This is a genomic window from Bacteroides sp. AR29, from assembly GCF_900217715.1.
Lineage (GTDB): Bacteria > Bacteroidota > Bacteroidia > Bacteroidales > Bacteroidaceae > Bacteroides > Bacteroides uniformis.
In genome coordinates this window covers 78,620-101,959 of the sequence record NZ_OBMS01000015.1, presented here as the reverse complement: position 1 = coordinate 101,959, position 23,340 = coordinate 78,620, and the positions used below count along the sequence as shown (strand labels likewise).

22 protein-coding genes, 1 tRNA gene and 2 rRNA genes are annotated in these 23,340 nt (G+C 47.2%); 21 read left to right on the top strand and 4 right to left on the bottom strand.

Annotation, left to right across the window (positions count from 1 at the left end):
• From CSD97_RS11280 to CSD97_RS11240, 9 genes are all read left to right on the top strand, one after another.
• Nucleotides 1–112 (top strand): 23S ribosomal RNA (locus CSD97_RS11280); the annotation flags it as partial.
• Between the two features lie 71 nt (nt 113–183).
• Nucleotides 184–294, top strand: a 5S ribosomal RNA gene (rrf, locus tag CSD97_RS11275).
• A gap of 364 nt (nt 295–658) precedes the next feature.
• Nucleotides 659–1,105 (top strand): hypothetical protein, encoded by a 447-nt coding sequence (locus tag CSD97_RS11270; RefSeq protein WP_005828652.1) that lies wholly within the window; start codon nt 659–661, stop codon nt 1,103–1,105.
• Nucleotides 1,106–1,304: 199 nt separating this feature from the next.
• A complete protein-coding gene (locus CSD97_RS11265) occupies nt 1,305–2,117 on the top strand; it encodes a MotA/TolQ/ExbB proton channel family protein (protein WP_005828650.1) in 813 nt (270 codons plus the stop codon).
• Between the two features lie 93 nt (nt 2,118–2,210).
• Nucleotides 2,211–2,816: a biopolymer transporter ExbD gene (locus CSD97_RS11260; RefSeq protein ID WP_005828648.1), complete on the top strand. Its 606-nt coding sequence runs from the start codon at nt 2,211–2,213 to the stop codon at nt 2,814–2,816.
• A gap of 39 nt (nt 2,817–2,855) precedes the next feature.
• A complete protein-coding gene (locus CSD97_RS11255) occupies nt 2,856–3,506 on the top strand; it encodes a biopolymer transporter ExbD (protein WP_005828642.1) in 651 nt (216 codons plus the stop codon).
• A gap of 28 nt (nt 3,507–3,534) precedes the next feature.
• Nucleotides 3,535–4,350 (top strand): energy transducer TonB, encoded by an 816-nt coding sequence (locus CSD97_RS11250; RefSeq protein ID WP_005828639.1) that lies wholly within the window; start codon nt 3,535–3,537, stop codon nt 4,348–4,350.
• Between the two features lie 11 nt (nt 4,351–4,361).
• Complete coding sequence (locus CSD97_RS11245) at nt 4,362–5,312, top strand: substrate-binding domain-containing protein (RefSeq protein ID WP_057097291.1); 951 nt, start codon at nt 4,362–4,364, stop codon at nt 5,310–5,312.
• Between the two features lie 5 nt (nt 5,313–5,317).
• On the top strand, nt 5,318–6,763 hold the full coding sequence (locus CSD97_RS11240) for a tetratricopeptide repeat protein (protein ID WP_009037282.1): 1,446 nt from the start codon (nt 5,318–5,320) through the stop codon (nt 6,761–6,763).
• 47 nt (nt 6,764–6,810) lie between these two features.
• Here the strand turns inward: CSD97_RS11240 and CSD97_RS11235 are convergent, their stop codons facing one another.
• Nucleotides 6,811–7,734 (bottom strand): helix-turn-helix domain-containing protein, encoded by a 924-nt coding sequence (locus CSD97_RS11235; RefSeq protein WP_008665930.1) that lies wholly within the window; start codon nt 7,732–7,734, stop codon nt 6,811–6,813.
• Between the two features lie 246 nt (nt 7,735–7,980).
• On the opposite strand from CSD97_RS11235, the gene CSD97_RS11230 reads away from it, so the two are divergent.
• The 5 genes from CSD97_RS11230 to CSD97_RS11210 are packed head-to-tail and all read left to right on the top strand — an operon-like array spanning nt 7,981 to nt 12,242.
• Nucleotides 7,981–8,832, top strand: a complete 852-nt coding sequence (locus CSD97_RS11230; RefSeq protein ID WP_098032396.1) for an ATP-binding cassette domain-containing protein — start codon at nt 7,981–7,983, stop codon at nt 8,830–8,832.
• Nucleotides 8,832–9,662: a hypothetical protein gene (locus tag CSD97_RS11225; RefSeq protein WP_009037280.1), complete on the top strand. Its 831-nt coding sequence runs from the start codon at nt 8,832–8,834 to the stop codon at nt 9,660–9,662. The genes CSD97_RS11230 and CSD97_RS11225 overlap by 1 nt, the downstream gene beginning before the upstream one ends.
• Before the next feature lie 2 nt (nt 9,663–9,664).
• Nucleotides 9,665–10,033 (top strand): GntR family transcriptional regulator, encoded by a 369-nt coding sequence (locus CSD97_RS11220; protein ID WP_005828614.1) that lies wholly within the window; start codon nt 9,665–9,667, stop codon nt 10,031–10,033.
• Nucleotides 10,034–10,045: 12 nt separating this feature from the next.
• The gene (locus tag CSD97_RS11215; RefSeq protein WP_098032395.1) at nt 10,046–10,879 is read left to right on the top strand and encodes a hypothetical protein; all 834 of its coding nucleotides are present in this window, start codon (nt 10,046–10,048) and stop codon (nt 10,877–10,879) included.
• A 52-nt stretch (nt 10,880–10,931) separates the two neighbouring features.
• Nucleotides 10,932–12,242, top strand: coding sequence for an anaerobic C4-dicarboxylate transporter (locus CSD97_RS11210; RefSeq protein ID WP_098032394.1), 1,311 nt, complete (start codon nt 10,932–10,934; stop codon nt 12,240–12,242).
• Between the two features lie 642 nt (nt 12,243–12,884).
• Here CSD97_RS11210 and CSD97_RS11205 read toward each other — a convergent pair.
• Nucleotides 12,885–12,957, bottom strand: a tRNA-Met gene (locus CSD97_RS11205).
• 238 nt (nt 12,958–13,195) lie between these two features.
• Between CSD97_RS11205 and CSD97_RS11200 the strand changes: the two genes are divergently transcribed.
• From CSD97_RS11200 to CSD97_RS11185, 4 genes are all read left to right on the top strand, one after another.
• Nucleotides 13,196–13,780, top strand: a complete 585-nt coding sequence (locus CSD97_RS11200; protein ID WP_005828604.1) for a TetR/AcrR family transcriptional regulator — start codon at nt 13,196–13,198, stop codon at nt 13,778–13,780.
• A gap of 31 nt (nt 13,781–13,811) precedes the next feature.
• Entirely contained in the window at nt 13,812–14,558 is a 747-nt protein-coding gene (fabG, locus tag CSD97_RS11195) for a 3-oxoacyl-[acyl-carrier-protein] reductase (protein WP_005828602.1), read from the top strand.
• A gap of 92 nt (nt 14,559–14,650) precedes the next feature.
• A complete protein-coding gene (locus CSD97_RS11190) occupies nt 14,651–15,322 on the top strand; it encodes an RNA pseudouridine synthase (RefSeq protein WP_008665938.1) in 672 nt (223 codons plus the stop codon).
• Between the two features lie 10 nt (nt 15,323–15,332).
• On the top strand, nt 15,333–17,870 hold the full coding sequence (locus CSD97_RS11185) for a prolyl oligopeptidase family serine peptidase (RefSeq protein WP_035450290.1): 2,538 nt from the start codon (nt 15,333–15,335) through the stop codon (nt 17,868–17,870).
• A 94-nt stretch (nt 17,871–17,964) separates the two neighbouring features.
• Here CSD97_RS11185 and CSD97_RS11180 read toward each other — a convergent pair whose 3' ends face one another.
• Complete coding sequence (locus tag CSD97_RS11180; RefSeq protein ID WP_005828596.1) at nt 17,965–18,147, bottom strand: hypothetical protein; 183 nt, start codon at nt 18,145–18,147, stop codon at nt 17,965–17,967.
• Between the two features lie 222 nt (nt 18,148–18,369).
• Entirely contained in the window at nt 18,370–19,797 is a 1,428-nt protein-coding gene (locus CSD97_RS11175) for a sigma-54 dependent transcriptional regulator (RefSeq protein WP_008665943.1), read from the bottom strand.
• Nucleotides 19,798–19,890: 93 nt separating this feature from the next.
• On the opposite strand from CSD97_RS11175, the gene CSD97_RS11170 reads away from it, so the two are divergent.
• Genes CSD97_RS11170 through CSD97_RS11160 form a run of 3 tightly spaced genes read left to right on the top strand, consistent with a single transcriptional unit; the run spans nt 19,891 to nt 23,338 of the window.
• Nucleotides 19,891–20,730 carry a peptidylprolyl isomerase gene (locus CSD97_RS11170; RefSeq protein WP_035450289.1) on the top strand — a complete coding sequence of 280 codons (840 nt, stop codon included), beginning with the start codon at nt 19,891–19,893 and terminating at the stop codon, nt 20,728–20,730.
• Nucleotides 20,731–20,754: 24 nt separating this feature from the next.
• Nucleotides 20,755–21,993 (top strand): pitrilysin family protein, encoded by a 1,239-nt coding sequence (locus CSD97_RS11165; RefSeq protein ID WP_005828590.1) that lies wholly within the window; start codon nt 20,755–20,757, stop codon nt 21,991–21,993.
• Nucleotide 21,994: 1 nt separating this feature from the next.
• On the top strand, nt 21,995–23,338 hold the full coding sequence (locus CSD97_RS11160) for an MATE family efflux transporter (RefSeq protein WP_008665947.1): 1,344 nt from the start codon (nt 21,995–21,997) through the stop codon (nt 23,336–23,338).
• Nucleotides 23,339–23,340 lie beyond the last annotated feature (2 nt).

The window sequence follows — 23,340 nt, the reverse complement described above, 5'->3', positions numbered from 1 at the left end:
CACAAGATTAGATTTCTCAGGGTCGTTGTAGACTACGACGTTGATAGGATGCAGGTGTACAGGCAGCGATGTCATAGCCGAGCATTACTAATTGCCCGTCCACTTTTTGCCTTCCGTGTATGGAGGTATATACGTTCAGCAATATATGGACACTTTACTTTTTTCTCATCATGTCTGCCTTATTCAGGTGACTACAGCACCGGGGTTCCACCTCTTCCCATTCCGAACAGAGAAGTTAAGCCCGGTCACGCCGATGGTACTGCGTAACAGTGGGAGAGTAGGTAGTCGCCGTTTTCAGAAGAAGCCTCCGTGTCTGATAAGGATACGGAGGCTTTGTTCGTTTTATATACCTCTCCTCTAACATTCCGTTTCTACCGCTAATCACTATACCTTATTATATATAATTATTCATCATATATTCATCAGATTAATTCCCGAATTAAGGTGCTAAATGAATGATTAAAAACGTTTAAATCAGTATTTTATATCCTATTTCCACTTTCGTATTTCATATATTCTTCGTACCTTTACAGTGTATTAAAAGGTATAGTAAATCCTTTAATCAGTGAACAATTTAATCTTTTTACAAAAGAAAGTAACATAGCTGTAAAACAAATAAGAGAGACATCTGTTATTTATTGTAGAATCATTAGACGACATGAAAACAACTGTAAAGACATTCTGGATATGCATGCTACTGATGTTGACTTGCAGCATTAGCGGTAAAGCCATTGACCTGGTGCAGGTGGATGACAGAATGGCCGGAACTGCTGAAGTTTCCGCTTCTTTATCTTCATGTTCTTCTACTTCCGACAATAGTATTGACAAGAAGAATTCATTGTTCACGAATACCAAGTTCGCATGGACTACGGATGTCGAACTGGGAAACAAACCGGTTTCCGAAACTTACTCTTCTCATCAACAGCGTTTGCGCAGGGTGATTGAAGACAATCTTTTCCTCAGAAACATTCTTTTGATGTTATCCAACCACGAGAATCTACTCGTGCAAGGCCGCTCTAAATTATACTACTCAGATAAAGACCCGTACTATGCATTGACGGGCAGTGATTACTATATTTATACGCTTCGGCGGATTTTGATTTAGCCAACTTTTCTTCTTATTGATTTCCCCCTTTTTCTCCTTATTGTCTTGAAGAGACTGAAGGCAGGTGACCTTTAGTGTACATATATGTTAGTTAAGGTTGCAAGGATGATTACGCCCTATCGGTTCGTAAGCGGGAAGTCGTATCCCTATGCTTTATTTTCAAAACTCTATTTAAATACCAACAATTAAACTTTTCATCATGGAAACTACTCAAAAAAAAGCAGCCTCTTTTAAAGGCATCAGATCTGCCGGTTGGGTAATCGTAATCTGTTTTATCATCGCCGTGCTTATTTTTCACTTTGTGTTGGGAAATCCCTCCAACTTTATGAACAACGACCCGAACAACCATCCGTTGCCGGGTAACTTCCTCGGTACCATCTATAAAGGTGGATTCATTGTTCCTGTAATTCAAACGCTTTTGCTGACTGTCATCGCACTGAGTATTGAACGTTATATTGCCATTGGCGCTGCCTTTGGTAAGGGGTCATTGGTGAAATTCGTAGCTAACATCAAAGCAGCCTTGGCTGAAGGTGATATGAAGAAGGCACAACAAATCTGCGATTCACAACGTGGTTCTGTAGCCAATGTGGTAAATGCCACTTTGAAGAAGTATGCCGAGATGGAGAATGACACAGAGCTGTCCAAAGACCAGAAACTGCTTGCCATCCAGAAGGAATTGGAAGAAGCCACTGCGCTGGAACTGCCGATGATGGAGCAGAATCTTCCTATTATTGGTACCATCACGACTTTAGGTACATTGATGGGATTGCTCGGTACAGTTATCGGTATGATCCGTTCATTTGCCGCCCTTGCAGCCGGAGGTTCAGCCGACTCCATGGCTCTGTCGCAAGGTATTTCTGAGGCTTTGATTAATACTGCCTTCGGTATCTTGACCGGTGCATTGGCCGTTATCTCCTACAACTATTATACAAACAAGATTGACAAGTTGACTTACAGCCTCGATGAGGTTGGTTTCTCCATCGTGCAGACTTTTGCAGCTACCCATAAATAGTTGACTGCTGATAGTTGGAGCTGCGCTGTGACGTAGGCTTCTATTATCTATTCAACGAATGAATTCTCAATTTTAATTTTCAATGAAACGATTATGGGCAGAGCGAAAATAAAAAAGAAAAGTACGTTCATCGATATGACGGCGATGAGTGACGTAACTGTACTGCTGCTGACCTTCTTCATGCTGACTTCTACGTTCGTGAAGAAAGAGCCGGTACAAGTAACGACTCCCGCCTCTGTATCCGAGATTAAGATTCCGGAGACAAATGTACTCCAGATATTGGTCGATCCGAGCGGAAAAGTATTTATGAGTCTGGACAAGCAGTCCGACTTGCGCGAAGTGCTGGAAGCTATGGGGCAGGAGTATGGAGTGACTTTCACTCCGGAGGAAACTAAAAAATTCATGCTGGCGTCTACCTTTGGTGTGCCGATGAAGAGTATGAAGAAATACCTCGACTTGCCGCAAGACCAGCAAGATGCTGTATTGAAGAATGAGGGGATACCGACAGACAGTATTGACAATCAGTTCAAGGCCTGGGTACGCAACGCCCGTGCAGTGAACAGTGATTTGCGCATTGCCATCAAGGCAGATGCCAATACTCCTTATTCCGTAATAAAAAATGTGATGAACTCACTTCAGGACCTCAGAGAGAACCGGTACAACCTGATTACTTCTCTGAAGACCACAAGTGAGGAGTGACAAGCTACGAGTTACAAGTAGAACAAGAAAGGAAACATTATGGCTGAAATACAAGAAAGCGGCAACAAGAAAGGTGGAAAAAGCAAGCAGAAGAAAATGACTGTCAGGGTGGACTTTACACCTATGGTGGACATGAACATGTTGCTGATTACCTTCTTTATGCTTTGTACCTCACTGAGCAAACCTCAGACCATGGAGATAAGCATGCCGAGCAATGACAAGACCATCACCGAGGAGCAGCAGACCAAAGTCAAGGCTTCCCAAGCCATCACGCTGTTGCTGGGGGATGACAACAAGTTGTATTATTACGAAGGGGAACCTAACTACAAGGACTATACTTCACTGAAGGAAACTACCTATCAGGCGGATGGTCTGCGGGCAATGCTTCTGCAACGTAATAGAGTTGCTGTGAACGAGGTGAACAGACTGAAGCAGCAGAAACTGGATCTTAAGATATCAGAGGATGACTACCGGAAACAGCTTTCCGAAATAAAAAGTGGAAAGGATACGCCGACAGTCATCATCAAGGCTACCGACAAGTCTTCGTACAAGAATCTGATTGATGCTCTCGATGAAATGCAGATATGTAATATAGGTAAGTATGTGATAACGGATATTGCCGAAGCCGACGAGTTTTTGATGAAGAACTACGAAAGCAAGGGCGAATTGTCCCAGAACATTGCTGAATGATGTGTAACACCCAAAGAAAGGAAAGAATATGGCTAAAGTAGATTTAAGCTCCCAAGCATGGTGTGACCTCGTGTTCAGTGGTAAGAACAAAGCATATGGAGCCTATAAGATGCGTGAGACCTCTCCCAGACGGCACAACATTGCCGTGATACTGGTAATTGTAATTGCATTGATAGGTTTCAGTATCCCTACGCTGATAAAGATGGCTACCCCCAAACAGAAAGAGGTGATGACCGAAGTGACTACCCTTTCGCAGCTGGAAGAACCGGAAGTGAAGCAGGAAGAGATGAAGCGGATAGAGCCCGTGGCCCCACCGCCGCCTGCATTGAAAAGCTCCATTAAGTTTACCGCTCCCGTCATCAAAAAGGATGAGGAAGTGAGGGACGAGGATGAAATAAAAAGCCAGACAGAACTGACGGAAACGAAAGTTGCCATCTCCATTGCCGACGTGAAAGGTAATGACGAGGAACACGGCAAGGACATCGCCGACTTGAAACAAGTGGTGACGCAGGCCGAACCGGAACCTGAAAAGGTTTTCGATATGGTAGAGCAGATGCCCCAGTTCCCCGGTGGTCAGGCCGAGATGATGCAGTTCATCAGCAAGAATATGAAGTATCCGACCATTGCCCAGGAAAACGGTACGCAAGGGCGTGTAACCTGCCAGTTTGTGGTAGGTGCCGACGGCAAGGTGCGTGATGTGAAAGTGCTGAGAGGTGTAGACCCCTATCTGGATAAGGAAGCTGTCCGTGTGATTATGTCCATGCCCAAATGGATTCCCGGCAAGCAGAATGGTAAGGCCGTATCGGTGAAATATACGATACCGGTGATGTTTAGATTACAATAAGTGTGTGTGTTATGAAAACGGTGAAACAACTTCAGCTTTCAGGCTTACTGGTGCTGCTGACTCTGCTGTCGGCCTGCCAAAGCAAGTCCAAGGACGGACAAACGGATACGTATACCTCCGGTGTGATTGCAATTGCTGCGGACGAAAGTTTCCAGCCTATTGTGCAGGAAGAAATTGACGTGTTCGAAGGACTGTTCCCCTTGGCAGGAATTGTGCCCCGTTATGTGACGGAAGTCGATGCCGTCAACCTCTTGCTCAAGGACAGTCTGCGGTTGGCAATAACCAGTCGCAGACTGACTCCCGAAGAGATGAATTCCTTCAATAGCCGGAAGTTTTTTCCGCAGGAGATAAAGATTGCTACGGACGGGCTGGCATTGATAACCCATCTTGGCAATCCGGATTCATTGATTAGTGTGAAGGACATCCGCCGCATCCTGACGGGTGATGCGAAGCAGTGGAAAGATATCTATCCGGCTTCCCGTCTGGGGGATATCAGTCTTGTGTTTGACAACAAGAACTCCAGTACCGTACGTTTTGCTGTCGATTCCATCTGTAAGGGTGTACCGCTTTCCAGTCAGTTGAAAGCGTTGAAAACCAATAGGGAGGTGATTGACTACGTGGCCCGCACGCCTGATGCCATCGGTATTATCGGCGTGAACTGGCTGAGCGACCGGAATGACAGTACGGGGCTCTCTTTCAGTAAAGAGGTGCGGCTGATGTCCGTCAGTGCTGCTGACAAGGCCATGCCGGACAACAGTTACAAACCCTATCAGGCGTATTTGTATTACGGTGATTATCCGTTGGCACGCAGCATCTATGCCTTGTTGAATGATCCGCGGAGCGCACTTCCGTGGGGATTTGCCTCTTTCCTCGCTTCCGACCGGGGACAGCGGATTATATTGAAGTCGGGATTGGTCCCCGCCACCCAACCGGTGCGCGTGGTGAACGTCAAGGATGAATAACTAAAATGAATGCTAACATGAAACGTAGATTTGTATTTTGTTTGGGAGCGATGCTGTTTGCAGGTACGCTCGCCGCACAAACGCCGGTGCCCGAATGGCAGGCGGGGGTGGATAAAGTAAAAAGTCTGATAAAGACGAATCCGGAGCAGGCTTCCGACGCAGCCGGAGAACTGCTGAAGGGCAAGAACAAGAAAAATGTGGAGCTTGTGACTTCCGTGGCCCGTGCCTATCTGGATGTAGGACAGCTGAAAGAGGCGGAAACCTATCTGGAGATGGCAAGAAAGGCCGACAACAAGGCTCCGGCAGTTTCTGTACTCGAGGGTGACATCGCTTTTGCCCGGAAAGATATCGGAAAGGCATGCCAGCTTTATGAGCAAGCCATCTATTTTGATTCGAATTATAAGGATGCGTATCTGAAATATGCGCAGGCATACAAGTCTGCCAGTCCTTCGCAGGCCATAGAGAAGCTGAACCAGCTGAAGGCCATAGCTCCGGATTGCCTGGAAGCAGACAAGGAGCTGGCGGAAGTGTATTACGCCACCAACCGTTTTGGCAAGGCTGCCGACACCTATGCCAAGTTCATCGATACTCCCGTGGCTACGGAAGATGACATCCTTAAATATGCTTTTGCACTATTCCTGAACCACGACTTCGAGAAATCCTTGGCGGTGGCGCAGAAAGGTTTGCAGAAGAATGCCCGCCATGCCGCATTCAACCGGCTTGTGATGTACAACAATGTCGACCTCAAGCGTTATGACGAGGCAGAGAAGGCTGCCGATGCTTTCTTCAATGCTTCGGATAATGCCGATTATTCATGCTTGGATTACCGCTATCACGGTGCTCTGTTGAGTGCTCTGAAGAAATATGACCAGGCCATTGAGGAATATGGTAAGGCATTGGAGAAGGATGAGAGTCAGGTGGATTTGTGGCGTGAGATTGCCGATGCTTATGAATTGAAAAACGACTATACCCAAGCCATTGCTGCTTATAAAAAGTACTATGACTCGCTGGCACAAGATAAAAAGACGTCCGAAAACTTATTCCAGTTAGGGCGTCTGTACTACGGAGAGGGTACGTCCTCGGACACTCTCTCCGTTCAGTCTGCCGACCGCATGGCGGCATTGCAGGCTGCCGACTCTGTGTTCGCACTTGTTGCCGAACAAGCTCCCGACAGTTATTTGGGAGATATGTGGCGCGCCCGCACACACTCTGCCATGGACCCCGAAACTACAGAGGGATTGGCGAAACCTTATTACGAGAAGGTGGTGGACGTACTGCTTGCCAAAAACGAACCGAGGTACAACTCTGCATTGATAGAGTGTTACAGTTATCTGGGCTACTACTATCTGTTGAAGAGTGACTATGCTACTTCGAAAGAGTACTGGAATAAAATTCTGGCTATCGACCCCACCAATGCCACAGCAAACAAGGCATTGGACGGCATCAAATAGCAATAATTTTAGTTGTTTGTCGTGTCGGGAGGAGTGGAGAGTGATTCTTAGCTCCTCCTTTTTTGTTGCAGGGTCCCCCTTGGAGGCAGTGATTGCTTGCGGTAGTCCGTGGGTGAAGTGCCTAAGTGTGTCTTCACATACTTCCCGAAAAAGGAGATGTTGGGGAAATCCTGATGCTCGGAAATCTCCTTGATAGACTTATTGGAATACTTCAGAAAATATTTGATGTCTTCGACCACATAATCGTTTATCCACTCGAAGGCTGTCTTTCCGCTGACCTTTTTGCAGACGGTGGAAAGATATTTGGGAGTAACACACAGCTTACCCGCATAATAGGAAATAGAACGTTTTTTCACCTCGGTGCAGGCCAGCAGGTCGAGGAATCTCTTGAATAGAATGTTGCTCCGCTTCACCATTTGGCTTTCGGGAGGGGTGCTCAACTGGTTTAAATCTGCCAGCAGCTCATACAGCATGGTGCGTATCAGCGACCTGATGACTTCTTTGTAGTAGGGCTGCTCCGCTTGTTTCATTCGGGCACGTATCACCTTATAGTATAAATCGAACAGTTGCACTCTGTCCTTGTCAATGCGTACTACCGGATTCTGGCTGATATAGAAAGCCTTGTTCCATATGTCACTACTTTTATGAAGGTACTTCTGTGTAATCTGGGTCGACAGACAGAACATGGCGCCCTTGAAGTCGGAACTGGTTGTGCAATTGCTCAGAATCATATTGGGCATACAAATCAGCATCTCACCGGGGTAGATAGCATATTTTTGGGTATTGATGTTTATCTGCAGTCTTCCTTTTACACAGACCACATAGATGTTTGCATTCAACTTGAAATACTTGTTGAAAAGCAAGTTCTTGAAATCTCCAAGTATAGCAATATCGTTGTCGGTATAGTCCGTACTTGTATATTCTGCTATATTGTATGTGTTAAGTTGGTAAATCTTTTCTTCGTTTTTCATATTCATGTCTTTAGCTCCTTTGCAAATGTAAAGCAAGTGGCAGGAAATATAGAGTCCTAAATGGATACAGAAGTGTCCTAATCTTCTTGCGTGTGAGGCTAATTTCGAACCAAAGAATAGAATTGTTCCTTTTTCTGAGCATTTTTTTTCTTGAAACGCTTGTCGTATTGAAAAGAATGTCTACTTTTGCGGTGTACTATTATACTAATACACATAGACAATAAGATATTTAATTCATTCAAGCGTATGTTACAAGTAGAAAACATTTCATTTAGTTATCGCAAGGGGCGGAAAGAAGTCCTGAGCGATTTTTCACTTTCGCTGGAAGCCGGCCGGGTTTACGGTCTGTTGGGTAAGAACGGAGCCGGCAAGTCTACGTTGCTCTATCTGATGAGCGGTTTGTTGGCTCCCAAACGTGGGAGAGTGATGTATCATGATACCGACATGCGCCGCCGGTTGCCCGTCACGTTGCAGGACATGTTTCTGGTACCCGAGGAGTTCGAGCTGCCTCCTATTTCCCTGGTCAGCTATATTGAACTGAACAGTAAGTTCTATCCCCGTTTCAGTAAGGAAGACATGGTGAAGTACCTGCATTTCTTCGAGATGGATATGGATGCTGATTTGGGAGCCTTGTCCATGGGGCAGAAAAAGAAAATCTTCATGAGCTTTGCGCTGGCCACCAATACTTCCCTGCTGCTGATGGATGAGCCTACCAATGGACTGGATATTCCGGGGAAGAGCCAGTTCCGTAAATTCCTGGCTTCGGGTATGTCGGACGACAAGACGATTGTCATTTCCACCCATCAGGTGCGTGACATTGACAAAGTGCTGGACCATGTTCTGATTATGGACAACAGCCGCGTATTGCTGGACGAATCCACTGCCAGCGTTTGCAGTAAGCTGTTCTTCTTGGAGAGTGACGACCGGGAGTTGGCTGCGACTGCCTTGTACACGCTTCCCTCCGTACAAGGCAATTTCTTGATGCTGCCCAATACGGAAGGTGAGGAATCGGAGATTAATCTTGAACTGCTGTTTGGCGCCGTACTTGCAGAGCCTGGGAAGATAGCGGAAATGTTTCACACTAAAACAAATGAATAATGATACGCGATACCTTTTTTAGTTTGCATCGCTTTGTGAACGTATGCCGCAAAGAGATGGTGGAGAATTGGAAGACCTATATACTCCGCTCGGTGATGGTCTACGGAATGTTGGCCATAGTCTTTGTCTGGAATGGATACTATCAGTATCACAATCTGGAAGCGGGAGCTGTGGGCATGGACCCTATCTGGGAGTTTGAGTCCAGATTCTTTCTTTGGGGACTTGTCATTTGGGGATGCATTAGCGCCTCGTTTGCCATGGAAAGGATGAAAAGCAAGACGAGTCGTACCGTTGTGCTCATGACACCTGCCACCATGTTCGAGAAATTCTTTGCCCGCTGGCTGGTGGCTACCTGCGGCTTTATCTTGGTCTTTCTGATAGCTTTCAAGCTGGCGGACTTGACAAGAGTCGTCTTCTATCTTCTGGCCTACCCGGAGCTGCATGTCGTTCACTCCTTTCCGTTGTGGGAATTCTGCTGTAACACGAACTGTTTCTATGAGACGATAGGAAGCGGACCGGCTGTGGTGGGGATATTCCTGAGCTGCTACTTTTTCCTACAGTCTTTCTTCCTGCTGGGTAGTACGGTCTGGCCCAAAAATGCACTTATCAAGACTTTTGCGGCCGGTGTCTGCATCTTCGTTTCATATATCTTGATAGCTGTATTGTGCCTGAAGGCCATTCTGCCTAATAACTTCTTCATGACTGAGCCCTATATTGACAGGGAGGCATCGGGCGGCTGGCTGATTTTTATAACTTCGTTTTTCGCCCTTTTCAACTGGGTGCTTGCCTATTTCCGTTTCAAGGAGTCCGAAATCATTAATCGCTGGTAACTATGAACTTTAAGGAAAGTAAAGCCATCTACCTGCAAATAGCAGACCGCATTTGCGACGAGGTACTTCTCGGGCAATATCAGGAGGAAGAACGCATTCCTTCGGTACGGGAATATGCGGCTGTGGTAGAGGTCAACGCCAATACGGTGATGCGTTCGTACGACTACTTGCAGACGCAAGGAGTGATTTACAACAAGCGGGGTATCGGCTATTTTGTGTCGGTAGGTGCACGTAAGCTGATTCTTTCGTTGAGGAAAGAGTATTTTCTGAAGGAGGAAGTGGATTATTTCTTCAAGCAGATTTTCACGCTGGGCATCTCTGCCGAGGAGTTGTCCGGGATGTATCAGGAGTTTATCAAGAAACAAAAATAAAAGAAGACAGTTATGAAACGAACGACTTATATAATGATAGGAATGCTGGTTACCGGTGTGGCAATGGTATGCGGACTCATGTTCTATGTGGTGGACCGCAATGTCACTCAGAAAGATAATTTTATGGAAATCGGCGGAGAACGGAAAACGGTGCAGCTGCCCTCGTGCAGGGTGTTGAAGCTGACACAGCCTCCGGTGGTGTGGAAACAGAAAAAAGAAGGTATTGTGGAGGCAGAGCGTATGTTCTCGTTCGGGGAAGTGCCGTTGGAGGTAACTGCCGGAGACTCTTTGCAGCAGGGCAGTTTCTCCTATGCAGGGGATATGGAGGCTTTTATGTCGATGACTTCCGTTGGCGATACCCTGCTCGTCACCTTTGACTTTCCGGAGGATAAGCTGGAACAGTATCTTCAGAATGACATTTGGATAAGGGTTCGTTCAGAAGGGATGGAATTGCGGTTGCCTGCGGAGGTACAAGCGGTTGTGGTAGATGTGGAAGATATGGAAGCCAATTTCTACGGACTCCGTTGCGATACGCTCTCTTTCCGCACGCGATACCTTGCCCGGCTGGAAGATTGCCATGTCACTGCGCTTGCGGCGCAGGCGCAGAGCTTGCATCTCAACAGCGGCACAGTGCGCAACCTTTATCTGAATCTGGACGAGATAGCCGACTGGGATGTCAATACCGGTTTCTTCCATATCGATACGGAGCATCTGTCCGGCAGTCGCTATCATCGTTGTCTTTTGCAGAAGAATGAATGCCGCCGGGTGTTCTGGACACCGTTAAAGGATGATGCCTCTTTGAGTGTGGAGTTAAAACAAGCAGTTAAAATAGAAGTAGGTGAGTAGCCATAATACGAAATGACTTATCTTTGCACATGAATCAAAAAGTGTAGAGTATATGGCCTTGCAATTGGCATTCGTATTGGTAGCTATCATTATAGGCGCCCGCTTGGGCGGCATTGGACTAGGTGTAATGGGAGGGATAGGTCTGGCAATTCTGACGTTTGGTTTCGGATTGCAGCCTACATCACCTCCCATTGACGTTATGTTGATGATAGCCGCCGTCATTTCTGCCGCATCCTGCATGCAGGCGGCTGGCGGACTGGACTATATGGTAAAGCTGGCGGAACGGTTGTTGCGGAAGAATCCTTCGCAGGTCACCATCTTGAGCCCTATTGTGACCTATTTGTTTACTTTTGTTGCCGGCACGGGACATGTGGCATATTCGGTGCTTCCCGTGATTGCCGAGGTTGCCACGGAGACCAAGATTCGTCCCGAGAGGCCACTGGGCATTGCGGTGATTGCTTCGCAGCAGGCTATTACGGCAAGTCCCATTTCGGCTGCCACCGTCGCACTGCTTGGGTTGCTGGCGGGATTTGATGTCACCTTGTTCGATATTCTGAAAATAACGATTCCTGCTACCATTATCGGGGTATTTGTGGGCGCCTTGTTCTCCATGAAGGTGGGCAAGGAGCTGGCAGACGACCCGGAGTACAGAAAGAGGTTGACCGAAGGCTATCTTGATGTCAAGAAGGTGGAGATAAAGGATATACACAATAAACGGCATGCCGTCTTGTCCGTGTTTATCTTTATCCTTGCCACTGCTTTTATTGTGTTCTTTGGTTCGTTCGACAGTTTGCGTCCTGTCTTCGTGATAGACGGCGAGACGGTGAGACTCGGCATGTCTGCCATTATCGAAATCGTGATGCTCTCTGCCGCCGCCCTCATCTTGCTGCTGACTCGCACCGACGGCATGAAGGCAACGCAAGGTTCCGTCTTCCCGGCAGGCATGCAGGCGGTGATTGCCATATTCGGCATTGCCTGGATGGGAGATACTTTTCTTCAGGGAAACATGCTTCAGTTGACCCAGTCCATCGAGGGAGTGGTGAGGCAAATGCCGTGGCTGTTCGGGATAGCCTTGTTTGCCATGTCGATTCTGCTTTATAGCCAGGCCGCCACTGTGCGCGCACTGATGCCTTTGGGCATCGCTTTGGGCATTTCGCCTATGATACTGGTTGCTCTGTTCCCGGCCGTAAACGGTTACTTCTTTATTCCCAACTATCCCACCGTAGTAGCAGCCATTAATTTCGACCGTACCGGAACTACCCGTATCGGCAAGTATGTGCTGAACCACTCGTTCATGCTTCCCGGACTTGTTTCGACTGGCGTTGCCATCGGGCTGGGGTTGCTTTTCATCAGGATATTCTAAGGGAAACCGCTGCTTTCAATCCGTTGTATATAGGGCTTTGTTTGTTTGTGTATAGGGGAGTGTTCCCTTTTACTCATTGCCTTATCAGCGCCTAATGGTCGTGCGGCGATCTGCTGACGGCTGTTAAGCGGGGTGTTGATGGCCGTTAGGCGATTGCATCATGGCCGTTGCATACTGTTGATTCCTTATGTCCGACGTAATAAATACCTTCATTCTCTGAATAAAGCACAGAGGAAAACAGTATTGAAGTCTTGGCTTTGTGTGGCTGTACGCATTTGTTCTGATTGCATTTGAAGGGGCAGGAGATGGAATTAATACCGTGTTTGCAGGATATTGATTTCGTGCAGGTACGATATAAATAAGATGTGATACAAGAAATTAATAACTTGTGTTACTTCATGTTAGCTTCTTGTGTGTCAGTATTTCTGTTTGTGAAACGGTGTGGAAGCAAATTTTGCTTCCACACTTTTGAGTTGCTTCCACCGCATCTGTAATGCCGATGAATAAAGGGATGTGGAGAGGAGGTGGAAGTGTGGAAGCAATTTGCACAAACATTATTTGCGCAAACATTTTTTTCTGTCCTTGATGGGAATTAAAAAAAATGAGGATAAACGGCCTTTAAACCTTTTATCCTCATTGTAGTTGCGGAGATCCGACTCGAACGAATGACCTTTGGGTTATGAGCCCAACGAGCTACCAACTGCTCCACTCCGCGATGTTATTGTTTTGTGGGTGCAAAGGTACGGCTTTTTATTTAATATGCAAATAAAATGCATGATATTTTTGAGGTTAAGTGGATTTTAATGAGTAATATGTTGATAAATAGAACGATAATAAGCCTACTTTTTTTCTTTCTTTTTAGGGCTGTTCATTAATAAAATGAATGTTTTCTTGTAAGATATGCGGAAATGTCTTACTTTTGCTCAAATAATAAAGCAATGTGCAATTAATCTATGACCGTATCGAAGACAAAAGCTAAATTAGTGGACGTTGCCCGTCAGCTGTTTGCAAAGATGGGCGTTGAGAATACCACGATGAATGATATTGCCCTCGCTTCGAAGAAAGGTAGGAGAACGCTCTATACCTATTTTAAGAGCAAGGAAGATATCTACTTGGCTGTTGTCGAGTCGGAGCTGGATATTCTTTCGGATATGATGAAGCACGTGGTAGAGAAAGATATTCAGCCGGACGAGAAACTGATGGAGATGATTTACACCCATCTGGATGCGGTAAAAGAGGTTGTCTTTCGGAATGGTACTCTTCGTGCCAATTTCTTTCGGGATATTTGGAGAGTGGAGAAAGTGCGCAAACGTTTCGATGCTACAGAGACCCAGCTTTTCAAGGAGGTTCTGCGTGAAGGTATGGAGAAGGGTGTTTTCCAGATAGATGACTTGGATATGACTGCCGAGATTGTGCATTACAGTGTCAAAGGTATTGAAACACCTTATATCCGCGGCCATATAGGGGCCAATCTGGACGATGCGGTACGCGATACTTACGTGACCCGTCTGGTACTTGGTGCATTGGGAAAGAAGTAAGAATACATTTTATAAATAATTTTAAAATAATATGGGATTATTAGATGGAAAAACAGCCATTGTGACAGGTGCTGCACGCGGCATCGGCAAGGCTATCGCTTTGAAGTTCGCTCAAGAAGGAGCAAATATTGCATTCACTGACTTGGTGATTGATGAAAATGCCGAGGCTACGGCAAAAGAATTGGAAGCTTTGGGAGTAAAGGCAAAAGCTTATGCCTCCAATGCAGCAAACTTTGAAGACACTGCCAATGTAGTGGCAGAAATCCATAAGGACTTTGGACGTATTGATATTCTGGTAAACAATGCCGGTATCACACGTGACGGTCTGATGATGCGTATGAGCGAACAGCAATGGGATATGGTTATCAATGTCAACCTGAAATCGGCATTTAACTTTATCCATGCCTGCACACCCATCATGATGCGCCAGAAGGCGGGTAGCATTATCAATATGGCATCTGTGGTAGGTGTTCACGGCAATGCCGGCCAGGCCAACTATTCTGCTTCCAAAGCCGGTATGATTGCTTTGGCCAAGTCTATCGCTCAGGAGCTGGGTTCTCGTGGAATCCGTGCCAATGCCATTGCTCCGGGCTTCATCATGACAGCCATGACCGACGCCTTGTCTGAAGAGGTGAAGGCTGAATGGTGCAAGAAGATTCCTTTGCGTCGTGGCGGCACACCCGAAGACGTGGCAAATATCGCTACTTTCCTGGCTTCTGATATGTCTTCTTATGTATCCGGTCAGGTTATTCAGGTAGATGGTGGGATGAATATGTAATTTAATGATTAATGATTAGTGATTAATGTTTAATGAGAAGTTGGGTGTTAGTCATTAATCATTAATCACTAATCATTAAACATTAACAACCGATGACTGTCGTATACGAAGACAATCATATCATTATAGTCAACAAGACCGCTTCCGAGATAGTTCAGGGAGACAAAACGGGTGATACACCGCTTTCGGAAACTGTAAAGCAGTACCTGAAAGAGAAGTACAGCAAGCCTGGAAATGTCTTTATCGGTGTCGCCCACCGGCTGGACCGCCCCGTGAGCGGTCTTGTTGTTTTTGCCAAGACCAGTAAGGCACTGTCGCGTCTGAACGAGATGTTCAAGAATAGCGAGGTGAAGAAGACTTACTGGGCAGTAGTGAAGAACTTACCCCGCGAGGAAGAGGGGGAATTGGTGAACTATCTGGTGCGAAATGAGAAACAGAACAAGAGTTATGCATACGACAAGGAGGTGCCGGGCAGCAAGAAAGCGATTTTGCATTACCGGCTCATCGGGCGGTCGCAGAACTATTATCTGTTGGAAATAGATTTGAAAACCGGACGCCATCACCAGATACGTTGTCAGTTGGCAAAGATGGGCTGTCCCATCAAGGGAGATTTGAAGTATGGTTCGCCCCGCTCCAATCCCGACGGCAGCATCTGTCTGCATGCGCGGTATATCCGTTTTGTGCATCCGGTGTCCAAAGAACCGATAGAAGTGGAGGCTCCCGTCCCTCCTGGAAATTTATGGAATGGTTTTGAAACGATTTAATCTTACAGTAATGAAGAAAATCACAGTTTTGTCGGGTTTGCTGCTCCTTGCGGGATTGGCTGCCCAAGCTCAGGAAAGAGTTGCTGAGTATAATGTGCGTCCTGCCGTTACGGTGCGCACTCCCCTCCAGGGCGATAGTATCAACTTCAAGGGAGACAAGTTTACTACCGGCAATCTTCTGAAGACGAAGGTCAGTCTCGACTTCGACGGAGGTCGGTACGAACGTATGGTTGCTGATACGGCTGGATATGTAACTGTGGCAAAGGCAGACAAGGACAATCTGTTCTATCTGTTTGCTACCAATCTGCGTGCGGAGCGTTTCATGAAGGGCAAGCTGAATGTATATTCTCCTGCCCGTTTTGAGGTGTTTGTAAACGGTGAATCCAAGCAAGTCAAGGAGACAGCGGAGGACAGCTTGTCGCAGGTCCGTCCTACGGCTGTCAGTCTGCGTATGGACCCCGAAGCGGATTATGAGATTGTCATCAAGTTGCTTTCAAGCGCGGACGACAAGATGCAGCCGATGCTGAAATGCGAATTTGAAAAGGAAAAGGACTTTGCCGATGTAGCCTGCCGGATGGCACCGGACATGAAGAGACGTTTCTCTTTGTTCAACACCAATTTCGGCTCCCGAGCGAGCAGGGTTTCTCTTTCGCCCAACGGCAAGTATCTGCTGACCCGCTATTCGGACAATTACGACGTGAAGCGTTCCAGGACCCGTTGTGAGCTGACCGAGGTAAAGACCGGCCGGGTGATATTGCCCAATGCCAATGAAAAGATGAACTGGATGCCCAACAGCAATAAGCTCTATTATACGGTTATGGGCGAGGAGCAGAATGACCTGGTTGTGTTCGATCCCGCCACGATGCGTGAGGAAGTGCTGCTGAAGAATGTTCCCGAAGGATATTTCAGCTGGTCTCCTACAGAAGACTATCTTATCTATATGCTCACGGACGAGGGCGAAAAGGTGAGTGGCCCGTTGAAACGTCTCTTGCATCCGGACGACCGTATCCCCAATTCTCGTGACCGCTATTATCTCATGAAATACGATGTGGCGACGGGACTTTCCGAGCGCCTGACCTACGGTAGTCACAACGTCTATCTGAATGATATTTCCCCGGATGGCAAGAAACTGTTGTGCAGCACTTCCAAGCCGGACATCACTCGATGCCCTTTCTCCCTCTCTTCTCTTTTCGAGATTGATTTGACCACCTTGCAGGCAGATACGCTGGTCGCCTGGGATGCTTATCTGGGAAGTGCTTCTTACTCTCCGGACGGGAAGCAGCTTCTGGTGACGGGCAGTCCGTCTGCTTTCGGAGGCATTGGCAAGAATTGCGGTGAACATCCCATAGCCAATGACTTTGATACCCAAGCATTCATTATGGATTTGGCTACAAAGAAAGTGCAGGCTATCACGCGCGATTTCAATCCTACGGTGTCTCTCGTGCAGTGGAACCGTGTGGACGGATGTATCTATTTCGATACGACTGATGGGGATTGCAGGCATATCTACCGTTATGTTCCGAAGACGGGCGGCTTTGAAATGCTTCCGCTTGAAGAAGATGTGATTACTTCCTTCACGCTGGCCAATGACAATCCGGTTGTGGCTGCCTATGTGGGCGGAGGAAACACCAGCACGGGCGTAGCTTATACGTACGACACGAAGAAAAAAGTTTCTACCCTGCTTGCCAATCCCATGAAGCCCATCCTCGATAAGATTGAGCTGGGACAGATGGAAGAGTGGAACTTTACAGCTTCGGACGGTACGGAGATAAAGGGAATGGTTTGTCTGCCGCCGTCTTTTGACCCGAACAAGAAGTATCCGCTTATCGTATACTATTATGGAGGAACGACTCCTACAACCCGCGGTATAACTTCCCCGTACTGTGCACAGTTGTTTGCGTCACGTGACTATGTGGTTTATGTTATCCAGCCCAGTGGTGCCATCGGGTACGGCCAGGAGTTCTCTGCACGCCATGTCAATGCATGGGGTGAGCGTACGGCCGATGAGATCATTGAAGGTACGAAGAAATTCTGTGCAGCCCATCCGTTTGTCAACGATAAACGTATCGGATGCCTGGGTGCCTCTTATGGAGGATTCATGACGATGTATCTGCAGACTAAGACGGACATGTTTGCTGCCGCTGCCTCGCATGCTGGCATCAGCAATGTAACGAGCTATTGGGGCGAGGGTTATTGGGGATATTCCTATAACTCTGTTGCGGCAGCCGATAGCTATCCTTGGAATAATCTCGATTTGTTTACGAAGTATGGAGCATTGTTCAATGCGGACAAGATTAATACCCCTCTGTTGTTGCTGCATGGCACGGTAGATACAAACGTGCCTATCGGTGAAAGTATCCAGTTGTATAATGCGCTGAAGATATTGGGCAAGCCGGTGGAATTTATTACCGTGGACGGTGAAAACCATTTTGTACTTGATTATGCAAAACGTGAATTGTGGCACAATTCAATTATGGCTTGGTTTGCCCGCTGGCTGCAGGATAGTCCGGCATGGTGGAATGACCTTTATCCGGAAAGACATTGGTGATTTCTTAGTTGATAACTGTCAACTATCAATTTAAAAAGCCGTTTCCCAGAATAGACAAGGAGGAAACGGCTTTTTTGTTGTAGTGTGCTTACTGTTATTGGGCCACTTTTGCTGTGTCTTGGACGTTCTCGGCTTTCTGCAAAGTATCCGTTACCACAGTGTCGTTAGACAAGGTTGTTGTCTTACTCGGCTGTTCTACCGGAGCCTTAGCTTGAGCCAAGAACGTTCCACCACAAACAAACATAAACAGGGCTGCTACTAATACTAATTTTTTCATAATTCATTTGCTTTTAGGTTGGTATATCTTATTGTTAAGTCTAAGTGCTTGCTTGTTGTAGCGCTTGTTGCTTACGTCTGATATAGGTCAAATGGTGTGCCAGAAAGAGTGTATACTGGATAATACTCTGATAATTAGCGATATATGTTTCTATGCAAAGTGTGGCATAGTGTGGAAAAGTGTGGAATGTGTGGAGGAGAGTGTGGAATAATTCCACACCCTTTAGTCGGATATGTTATAAAGCTTCAACTTGTTGTACAGCGTTTTGCGGTCAATGCCCAACAGTTGTGCAGCGCGGCTCTTGTTGTTTCCCGTCTGCCGCAAGGCTTCGATGATTTGATGCTTCTCTGCCTCCTCATTGCGGAGAGGGATACCGATGATGGCCGGTGCGGGTTCTTTCAGTTCATTCAGTTCGTTGATAGTAATGAATTTGCCTTGTGCCAGCAAGGTTGCACGGCGTACCATATTCTTCATTTGGCGTAGATTGCCGGGCCAGGGATATTCCAATAGGGCGCGGGATGCCTTGTCATCAAAGCCGGTCAGTTGCTTGTCCATTTCGCGGTTGGCCTGGTCCAGAAAGAAATTGGCAAAGAGCAGGATGTCTTCACGGCGGTCTTTGAGTTGCGGCATGCGTAGGGTGAATTCATTGATACGGTGATATAAATCTTCACGGAACGCCCCTTTTTCGATGGCTTGCTCCAAATTTTCGTTGGTGGCGGATACCAGACGTATGTCCACGCTTATCTCTTTGTTTGAACCTACCGGACGTATCTTGCGCTCTTGCAAAGCACGCAGCAACTGTATTTGCACTTCATAGCTCAGATTACCTATCTCATCCAGGAAGATGGTACCGCCGTTGGCTTCGACGAAAGCGCCCGTTTTGTCGGTCAGTGCGCCGGTAAAGGCGCCCTTTATGTGCCCGAAGAACTCCGAAGCGGCCAATTCTTTGGGAATAGAACCGCAATCGATGGCTACAAACGGCTGGTCGGCACGCTTGCTGAGCTGGTGGATGCGGTGAGCTACGTATTCTTTGCCCGTTCCGCTGGCACCATTGATGAGTACAGACATATTGGTAGGTGAAACCAGTTTCACATAATTGTAGAGTTGTTTGGCTGCGTCGCTCTCTCCCTCAAGGAAGTCGGAGGAGGACAATGAGCCTTCTGCACCCTTCAGAGGCTGATTTTTCATCTTGTCGGAATGCATCGTCTGTTTGGGTGAAACGGATGGTCTGTTTGGGGTAAACGCATCATCTGTTCGGGACGAATGCATCATCTGTTTCAAAGCGGAGGATGATGCATTCAAGGCTTCGCCTATTTTTTTCAGTAATTCGTCCGGGTTCACAGGCTTGGCAATGTAATCGCAGGCTCCCAGTTTCATGGTTTGGACGGCCGACTGTATGTCAGCGTATCCTGTCATGATGATAAGCGGTATTTGCAGGCCGTGTTCGCCCAGCCATTTCAATAAGTCAATGCCATCCTTGTCGGGCAGGCGCAGGTCAGACAATATCAAGTCTACGGTTTCCGACTCAATATGTTTTTGAGCACGGGCAATGTTGCTGGCAGAGGTTACTTGGAAACCTTTTTTGCCGAGCCATGTTTTTAGCATCATGCCGTAAGTAATATCATCTTCTACAATTAATATGGATGTCATTGCTTTAGCCTTTTATCTCTTTTATGTAGGCAAAGGTAAGTGCTTTTGTCTGATTTTAGTATATTTGCAAACTTAAATTAAATAAAAAACAAAATGAAAAGAAATCTTATTGTATTATTAACTATACTGGTTTGCAGTCTGACTGCTTGCAAGCCGGGACAAAAGAAAGAGGAAGATATGGAAAAAGAAACGAAGCTGAAGATTGAAACAAGTGCGGGTGACATCACCGTGAAACTGTATAATGAAACCCCGAAACATCGTGATAACTTTATCAAGCTGGTGGAAGACGGCACGTATGAAGGTACGCTGTTCCACCGTGTCATCAAGGACTTTATGATACAAGCAGGTGACCCGGAATCGAAGAAGGCTCCGAAAGGCAAGATGCTGGGGGCAGGCGACGTGGGTTATACCGTTCCTGCCGAATTTGTTTATCCGAAGTATTTTCACAAAAAAGGTGCTTTGTCGGCTGCACGCCAGGGTGATGAGGTGAACCCCGACAAGGCATCATCCGGCTGCCAGTTCTACATTGTGACCGGAAAAGTGTATAATGACTCTACCTTGCTGGGGATGGAACAGCAGATGAATCAGATGCGCCTGAACAATGCTTTCAACGCGTTGGCGCAGAAGCATATGAAGGAAATCTACAAGATGCGTAAGAATAATGACCAGGACGGTCTGATGGATTTGCAAGATTCCTTGATTGCGCAGGCAGAGGCTCAGGTTGCCAAGGAACCGGAGTTCAAGTTTACCCCCGAGCAGGTGAAGGCTTATACTACCGTGGGCGGTACTCCGCATTTGGACGGTGCATATACCGTGTTCGGTGAAGTGCTGGAAGGTATGGATATTGTTGATAAAATACAGAAGGTCAAGACTGACCGTAACGACCGGCCCGAAGAGGATGTGGTTATTAAAAAAGTGACAGTGATAGATTGATGATAGATTCTGTCATTCCATTTTATGAAGATAAACAAAAAGATATTTGACAACGGTCTGCGGTTGGTGCACAATGAGGACACCAGCACGCAGATGGTTGCCTTGAATATTGTTTATGATGTGGGTGCCCGTGACGAACATCCCGAGCATACGGGTTTTGCCCATCTGTTCGAGCATCTGATGTTCGGAGGTTCGGTGCATATTCCTGATTATGACGCTCCTTTGCAATTGGCAGGCGGGGAGAATAATGCATGGACCAATAATGATATTACCAATTACTACCTGACGGTTCCAAAATCGAATGTGGAAATCGGCTTCTGGCTGGAGTCCGACCGCATGCTGGAACTGGCATTCAGTGAGCAAAGTCTTGAAGTGCAGCGTGCGGTGGTGATGGAGGAATTTAAACAACGTTGCTTGAACCAGCCGTATGGTGATGTGGGACATCTGCTTCGTCCTTTGGCTTATCAAACGCATCCTTATCGCTGGCCTACTATCGGGAAAGACCTCTCTCACATTGCCAATGCCACGCTGGATGAGGTAAAGGAATTCTTTTTTCGTTTTTATGCACCTAATAATGCAGTGCTGGCCGTTACCGGAAATATTTCGTGGGAAGAAACGGTTAGGCTGACAGAAAAATGGTTTGCTCCCATTCCCCGTAGGAATGTGCCCGTAAGGCAATTACCGCAAGAAGTTGTACAGACGGCAGAACGCCGGCAGACGGTGGAACGGAATGTTCCTCTGGATGCTTTGTTCATGGCTTATCACATGTGTAGCCGTGAGGATGCCGATTATTATGCCTTCGATATTCTGTCGGATATTCTGAGCAATGGACGTTCCAGTCGCTTGACCCGCAGGCTGGTGCAGGAGCAGAAGCTCTTTTCCAGTCTCGATGCCTATATCTCCGGTACACGGGATGCCGGCCTGCTGCATATCAGTGGAAAACCATCTGCAGGCGTATCTTTGGAACAAGCCGAGGCTGCTGTCCGGAAAGAGTTGGAAGAGTTGAAATCCGGGTTTGTTGGAGAGCAGGAATTGGAGAAAGTAAAGAACAAGTTTGAGTCTACACAGATATTCGGCAACATCAATTATCTGAATGTTGCCACGAATCTTGCCTGGTTTGAACTGACCGGGCAGGCGGAAGACATAGACCGTGAAGTGGACAATTACCGCTCTGTGACGGCAGAACAGCTTCATAGGGTCGCCCAACAGACCTTCCGCGATGAAAACGGGATTGTGCTTTATTACCAAAAAGAAAACCTTTAGTATGAAAAAATTATTTGATACGTATAAGCAGCACTATAAAGCATTGCTTCTCCTGGGGCTACCCATTGTGGTGGGGCAGTTGGGAGTCATTGTGCTTGGTTTTGCCGATACGCTGATGATTGGGCATCACAGCACGGAGGAACTGGGTGCCGCTTCTTTCGTAAACAATCTGTTTACTCTTTGCATTATTTTCAGTACGGGCTTCAGCTACGGGCTGACACCGGTTGTAGGGGGCTTCTACGGTAACCGCCGCTTTGCCGAGGCAGGGCAGGCGTTGCGGTGTAGCCTGGTTGCCAATGTGCTGGTGGCTTTGTTGCTGACTCTTGTCATGGCTGTTCTCTATTTCAATGTGGAGCGGCTGGGACAGCCCGGAGAATTGTTGCCTCTAATCAAGCCTTACTATCTGGTGTTGCTTGCTTCACTGGTCTTTGTCATGCTGTTCAACGGTTTCAAACAGTTTACGGACGGCATCACCGATACCAAGACGGCCATGTGGATTCTGCTCGGAGGGAATGCGCTTAACATCGTAGGAAACTATATACTTATCAATGGAAAGCTGGGCTTTCCGGAGATGGGACTGCTTGGTGCGGGTATCAGCACTTTGTTCTCCCGCATTGTGATGGTGGTGGTCTTTGCGGCGATTGTGCTTCGCGGCCGCCGGTTTATCCGTTACAGGCTCGGCTTCATGCGGCTGGGGTGGTCGATGCCGATGTTCAGGAAGCTCAATGCACTGGGCTGGCCCGTGGGTATGCAGATGGGTATGGAGACCGCTTCCTTCAGTCTGAGCGTCGTCATGGTGGGTTGGCTGGGGACACTTGCCCTAGCATCGCATCAGATAATGCTTACTATCTCTCAGTTCACCTTCATGATGTATTATGGCATGGGCGCTGCGGTTGCCGTGCGTGTCAGCAACTTCAAGGGGCAGGGAGACGGGCAGAATGTGCGCCGCTCGGCGTATGCCGGCCTTCACATCATCCTGTGTATGGAGGTGGTGTTGCTGGGTATCGTCTTTGCGCTTCGCGGTCAGGTAGGGGGATGGTTTACGGACAATGCGGAAGTGTCCGGCATGGTTGCCGCTCTCTTCTTCCCGTTCTTGATTTACCAGTTCGGCGATGGGTTGCAGATTAACTTTGCCAATGCCCTGCGCGGCATCTCGGATGTGAAACCGATGATGATTATTGCATTTATATCCTATTTTATTATATCTTTGCCCGTAGGGTACCTTTGCGGTTTCGTTTTCGGTTGGGGGCTGACGGGAGTCTGGATGGCTTTCCCGTTCGGACTGACCAGTGCGGGAGTGATGCTGTGGTTGAGGTTCCGTAAACAGACCAGGGAAAGGATTTGATA

Excerpts from the sequence above, each read along its gene's own strand:
- CSD97_RS11270 (WP_005828652.1), top strand. The coding sequence starts at position 659 with ATGAAAACAACTGTAAAGACATTCTGGATATGCATGCTACTGATGTTG.
- CSD97_RS11265 (WP_005828650.1), top strand. The coding sequence starts at position 1,305 with ATGGAAACTACTCAAAAAAAAGCAGCCTCTTTTAAAGGCATCAGATCT.
- CSD97_RS11260 (WP_005828648.1), top strand. The coding sequence starts at position 2,211 with ATGGGCAGAGCGAAAATAAAAAAGAAAAGTACGTTCATCGATATGACG.
- CSD97_RS11255 (WP_005828642.1), top strand. The coding sequence starts at position 2,856 with ATGGCTGAAATACAAGAAAGCGGCAACAAGAAAGGTGGAAAAAGCAAG.
- CSD97_RS11250 (WP_005828639.1), top strand. The coding sequence starts at position 3,535 with ATGGCTAAAGTAGATTTAAGCTCCCAAGCATGGTGTGACCTCGTGTTC.
- CSD97_RS11245 (WP_057097291.1), top strand. The coding sequence starts at position 4,362 with ATGAAAACGGTGAAACAACTTCAGCTTTCAGGCTTACTGGTGCTGCTG.
- CSD97_RS11240 (WP_009037282.1), top strand. The coding sequence starts at position 5,318 with ATGAATGCTAACATGAAACGTAGATTTGTATTTTGTTTGGGAGCGATG.
- CSD97_RS11235 (WP_008665930.1), bottom strand. The coding sequence starts at position 7,734 with ATGAAAAACGAAGAAAAGATTTACCAACTTAACACATACAATATAGCA.
- CSD97_RS11230 (WP_098032396.1), top strand. The coding sequence starts at position 7,981 with ATGTTACAAGTAGAAAACATTTCATTTAGTTATCGCAAGGGGCGGAAA.
- CSD97_RS11225 (WP_009037280.1), top strand. The coding sequence starts at position 8,832 with ATGATACGCGATACCTTTTTTAGTTTGCATCGCTTTGTGAACGTATGC.
- CSD97_RS11220 (WP_005828614.1), top strand. The coding sequence starts at position 9,665 with ATGAACTTTAAGGAAAGTAAAGCCATCTACCTGCAAATAGCAGACCGC.
- CSD97_RS11215 (WP_098032395.1), top strand. The coding sequence starts at position 10,046 with ATGAAACGAACGACTTATATAATGATAGGAATGCTGGTTACCGGTGTG.
- CSD97_RS11210 (WP_098032394.1), top strand. The coding sequence starts at position 10,932 with ATGGCCTTGCAATTGGCATTCGTATTGGTAGCTATCATTATAGGCGCC.
- CSD97_RS11200 (WP_005828604.1), top strand. The coding sequence starts at position 13,196 with ATGACCGTATCGAAGACAAAAGCTAAATTAGTGGACGTTGCCCGTCAG.
- fabG (WP_005828602.1), top strand. The coding sequence starts at position 13,812 with ATGGGATTATTAGATGGAAAAACAGCCATTGTGACAGGTGCTGCACGC.
- CSD97_RS11190 (WP_008665938.1), top strand. The coding sequence starts at position 14,651 with ATGACTGTCGTATACGAAGACAATCATATCATTATAGTCAACAAGACC.
- CSD97_RS11185 (WP_035450290.1), top strand. The coding sequence starts at position 15,333 with ATGAAGAAAATCACAGTTTTGTCGGGTTTGCTGCTCCTTGCGGGATTG.
- CSD97_RS11180 (WP_005828596.1), bottom strand. The coding sequence starts at position 18,147 with ATGAAAAAATTAGTATTAGTAGCAGCCCTGTTTATGTTTGTTTGTGGT.
- CSD97_RS11175 (WP_008665943.1), bottom strand. The coding sequence starts at position 19,797 with ATGACATCCATATTAATTGTAGAAGATGATATTACTTACGGCATGATG.
- CSD97_RS11170 (WP_035450289.1), top strand. The coding sequence starts at position 19,891 with ATGAAAAGAAATCTTATTGTATTATTAACTATACTGGTTTGCAGTCTG.
- CSD97_RS11165 (WP_005828590.1), top strand. The coding sequence starts at position 20,755 with ATGAAGATAAACAAAAAGATATTTGACAACGGTCTGCGGTTGGTGCAC.
- CSD97_RS11160 (WP_008665947.1), top strand. The coding sequence starts at position 21,995 with ATGAAAAAATTATTTGATACGTATAAGCAGCACTATAAAGCATTGCTT.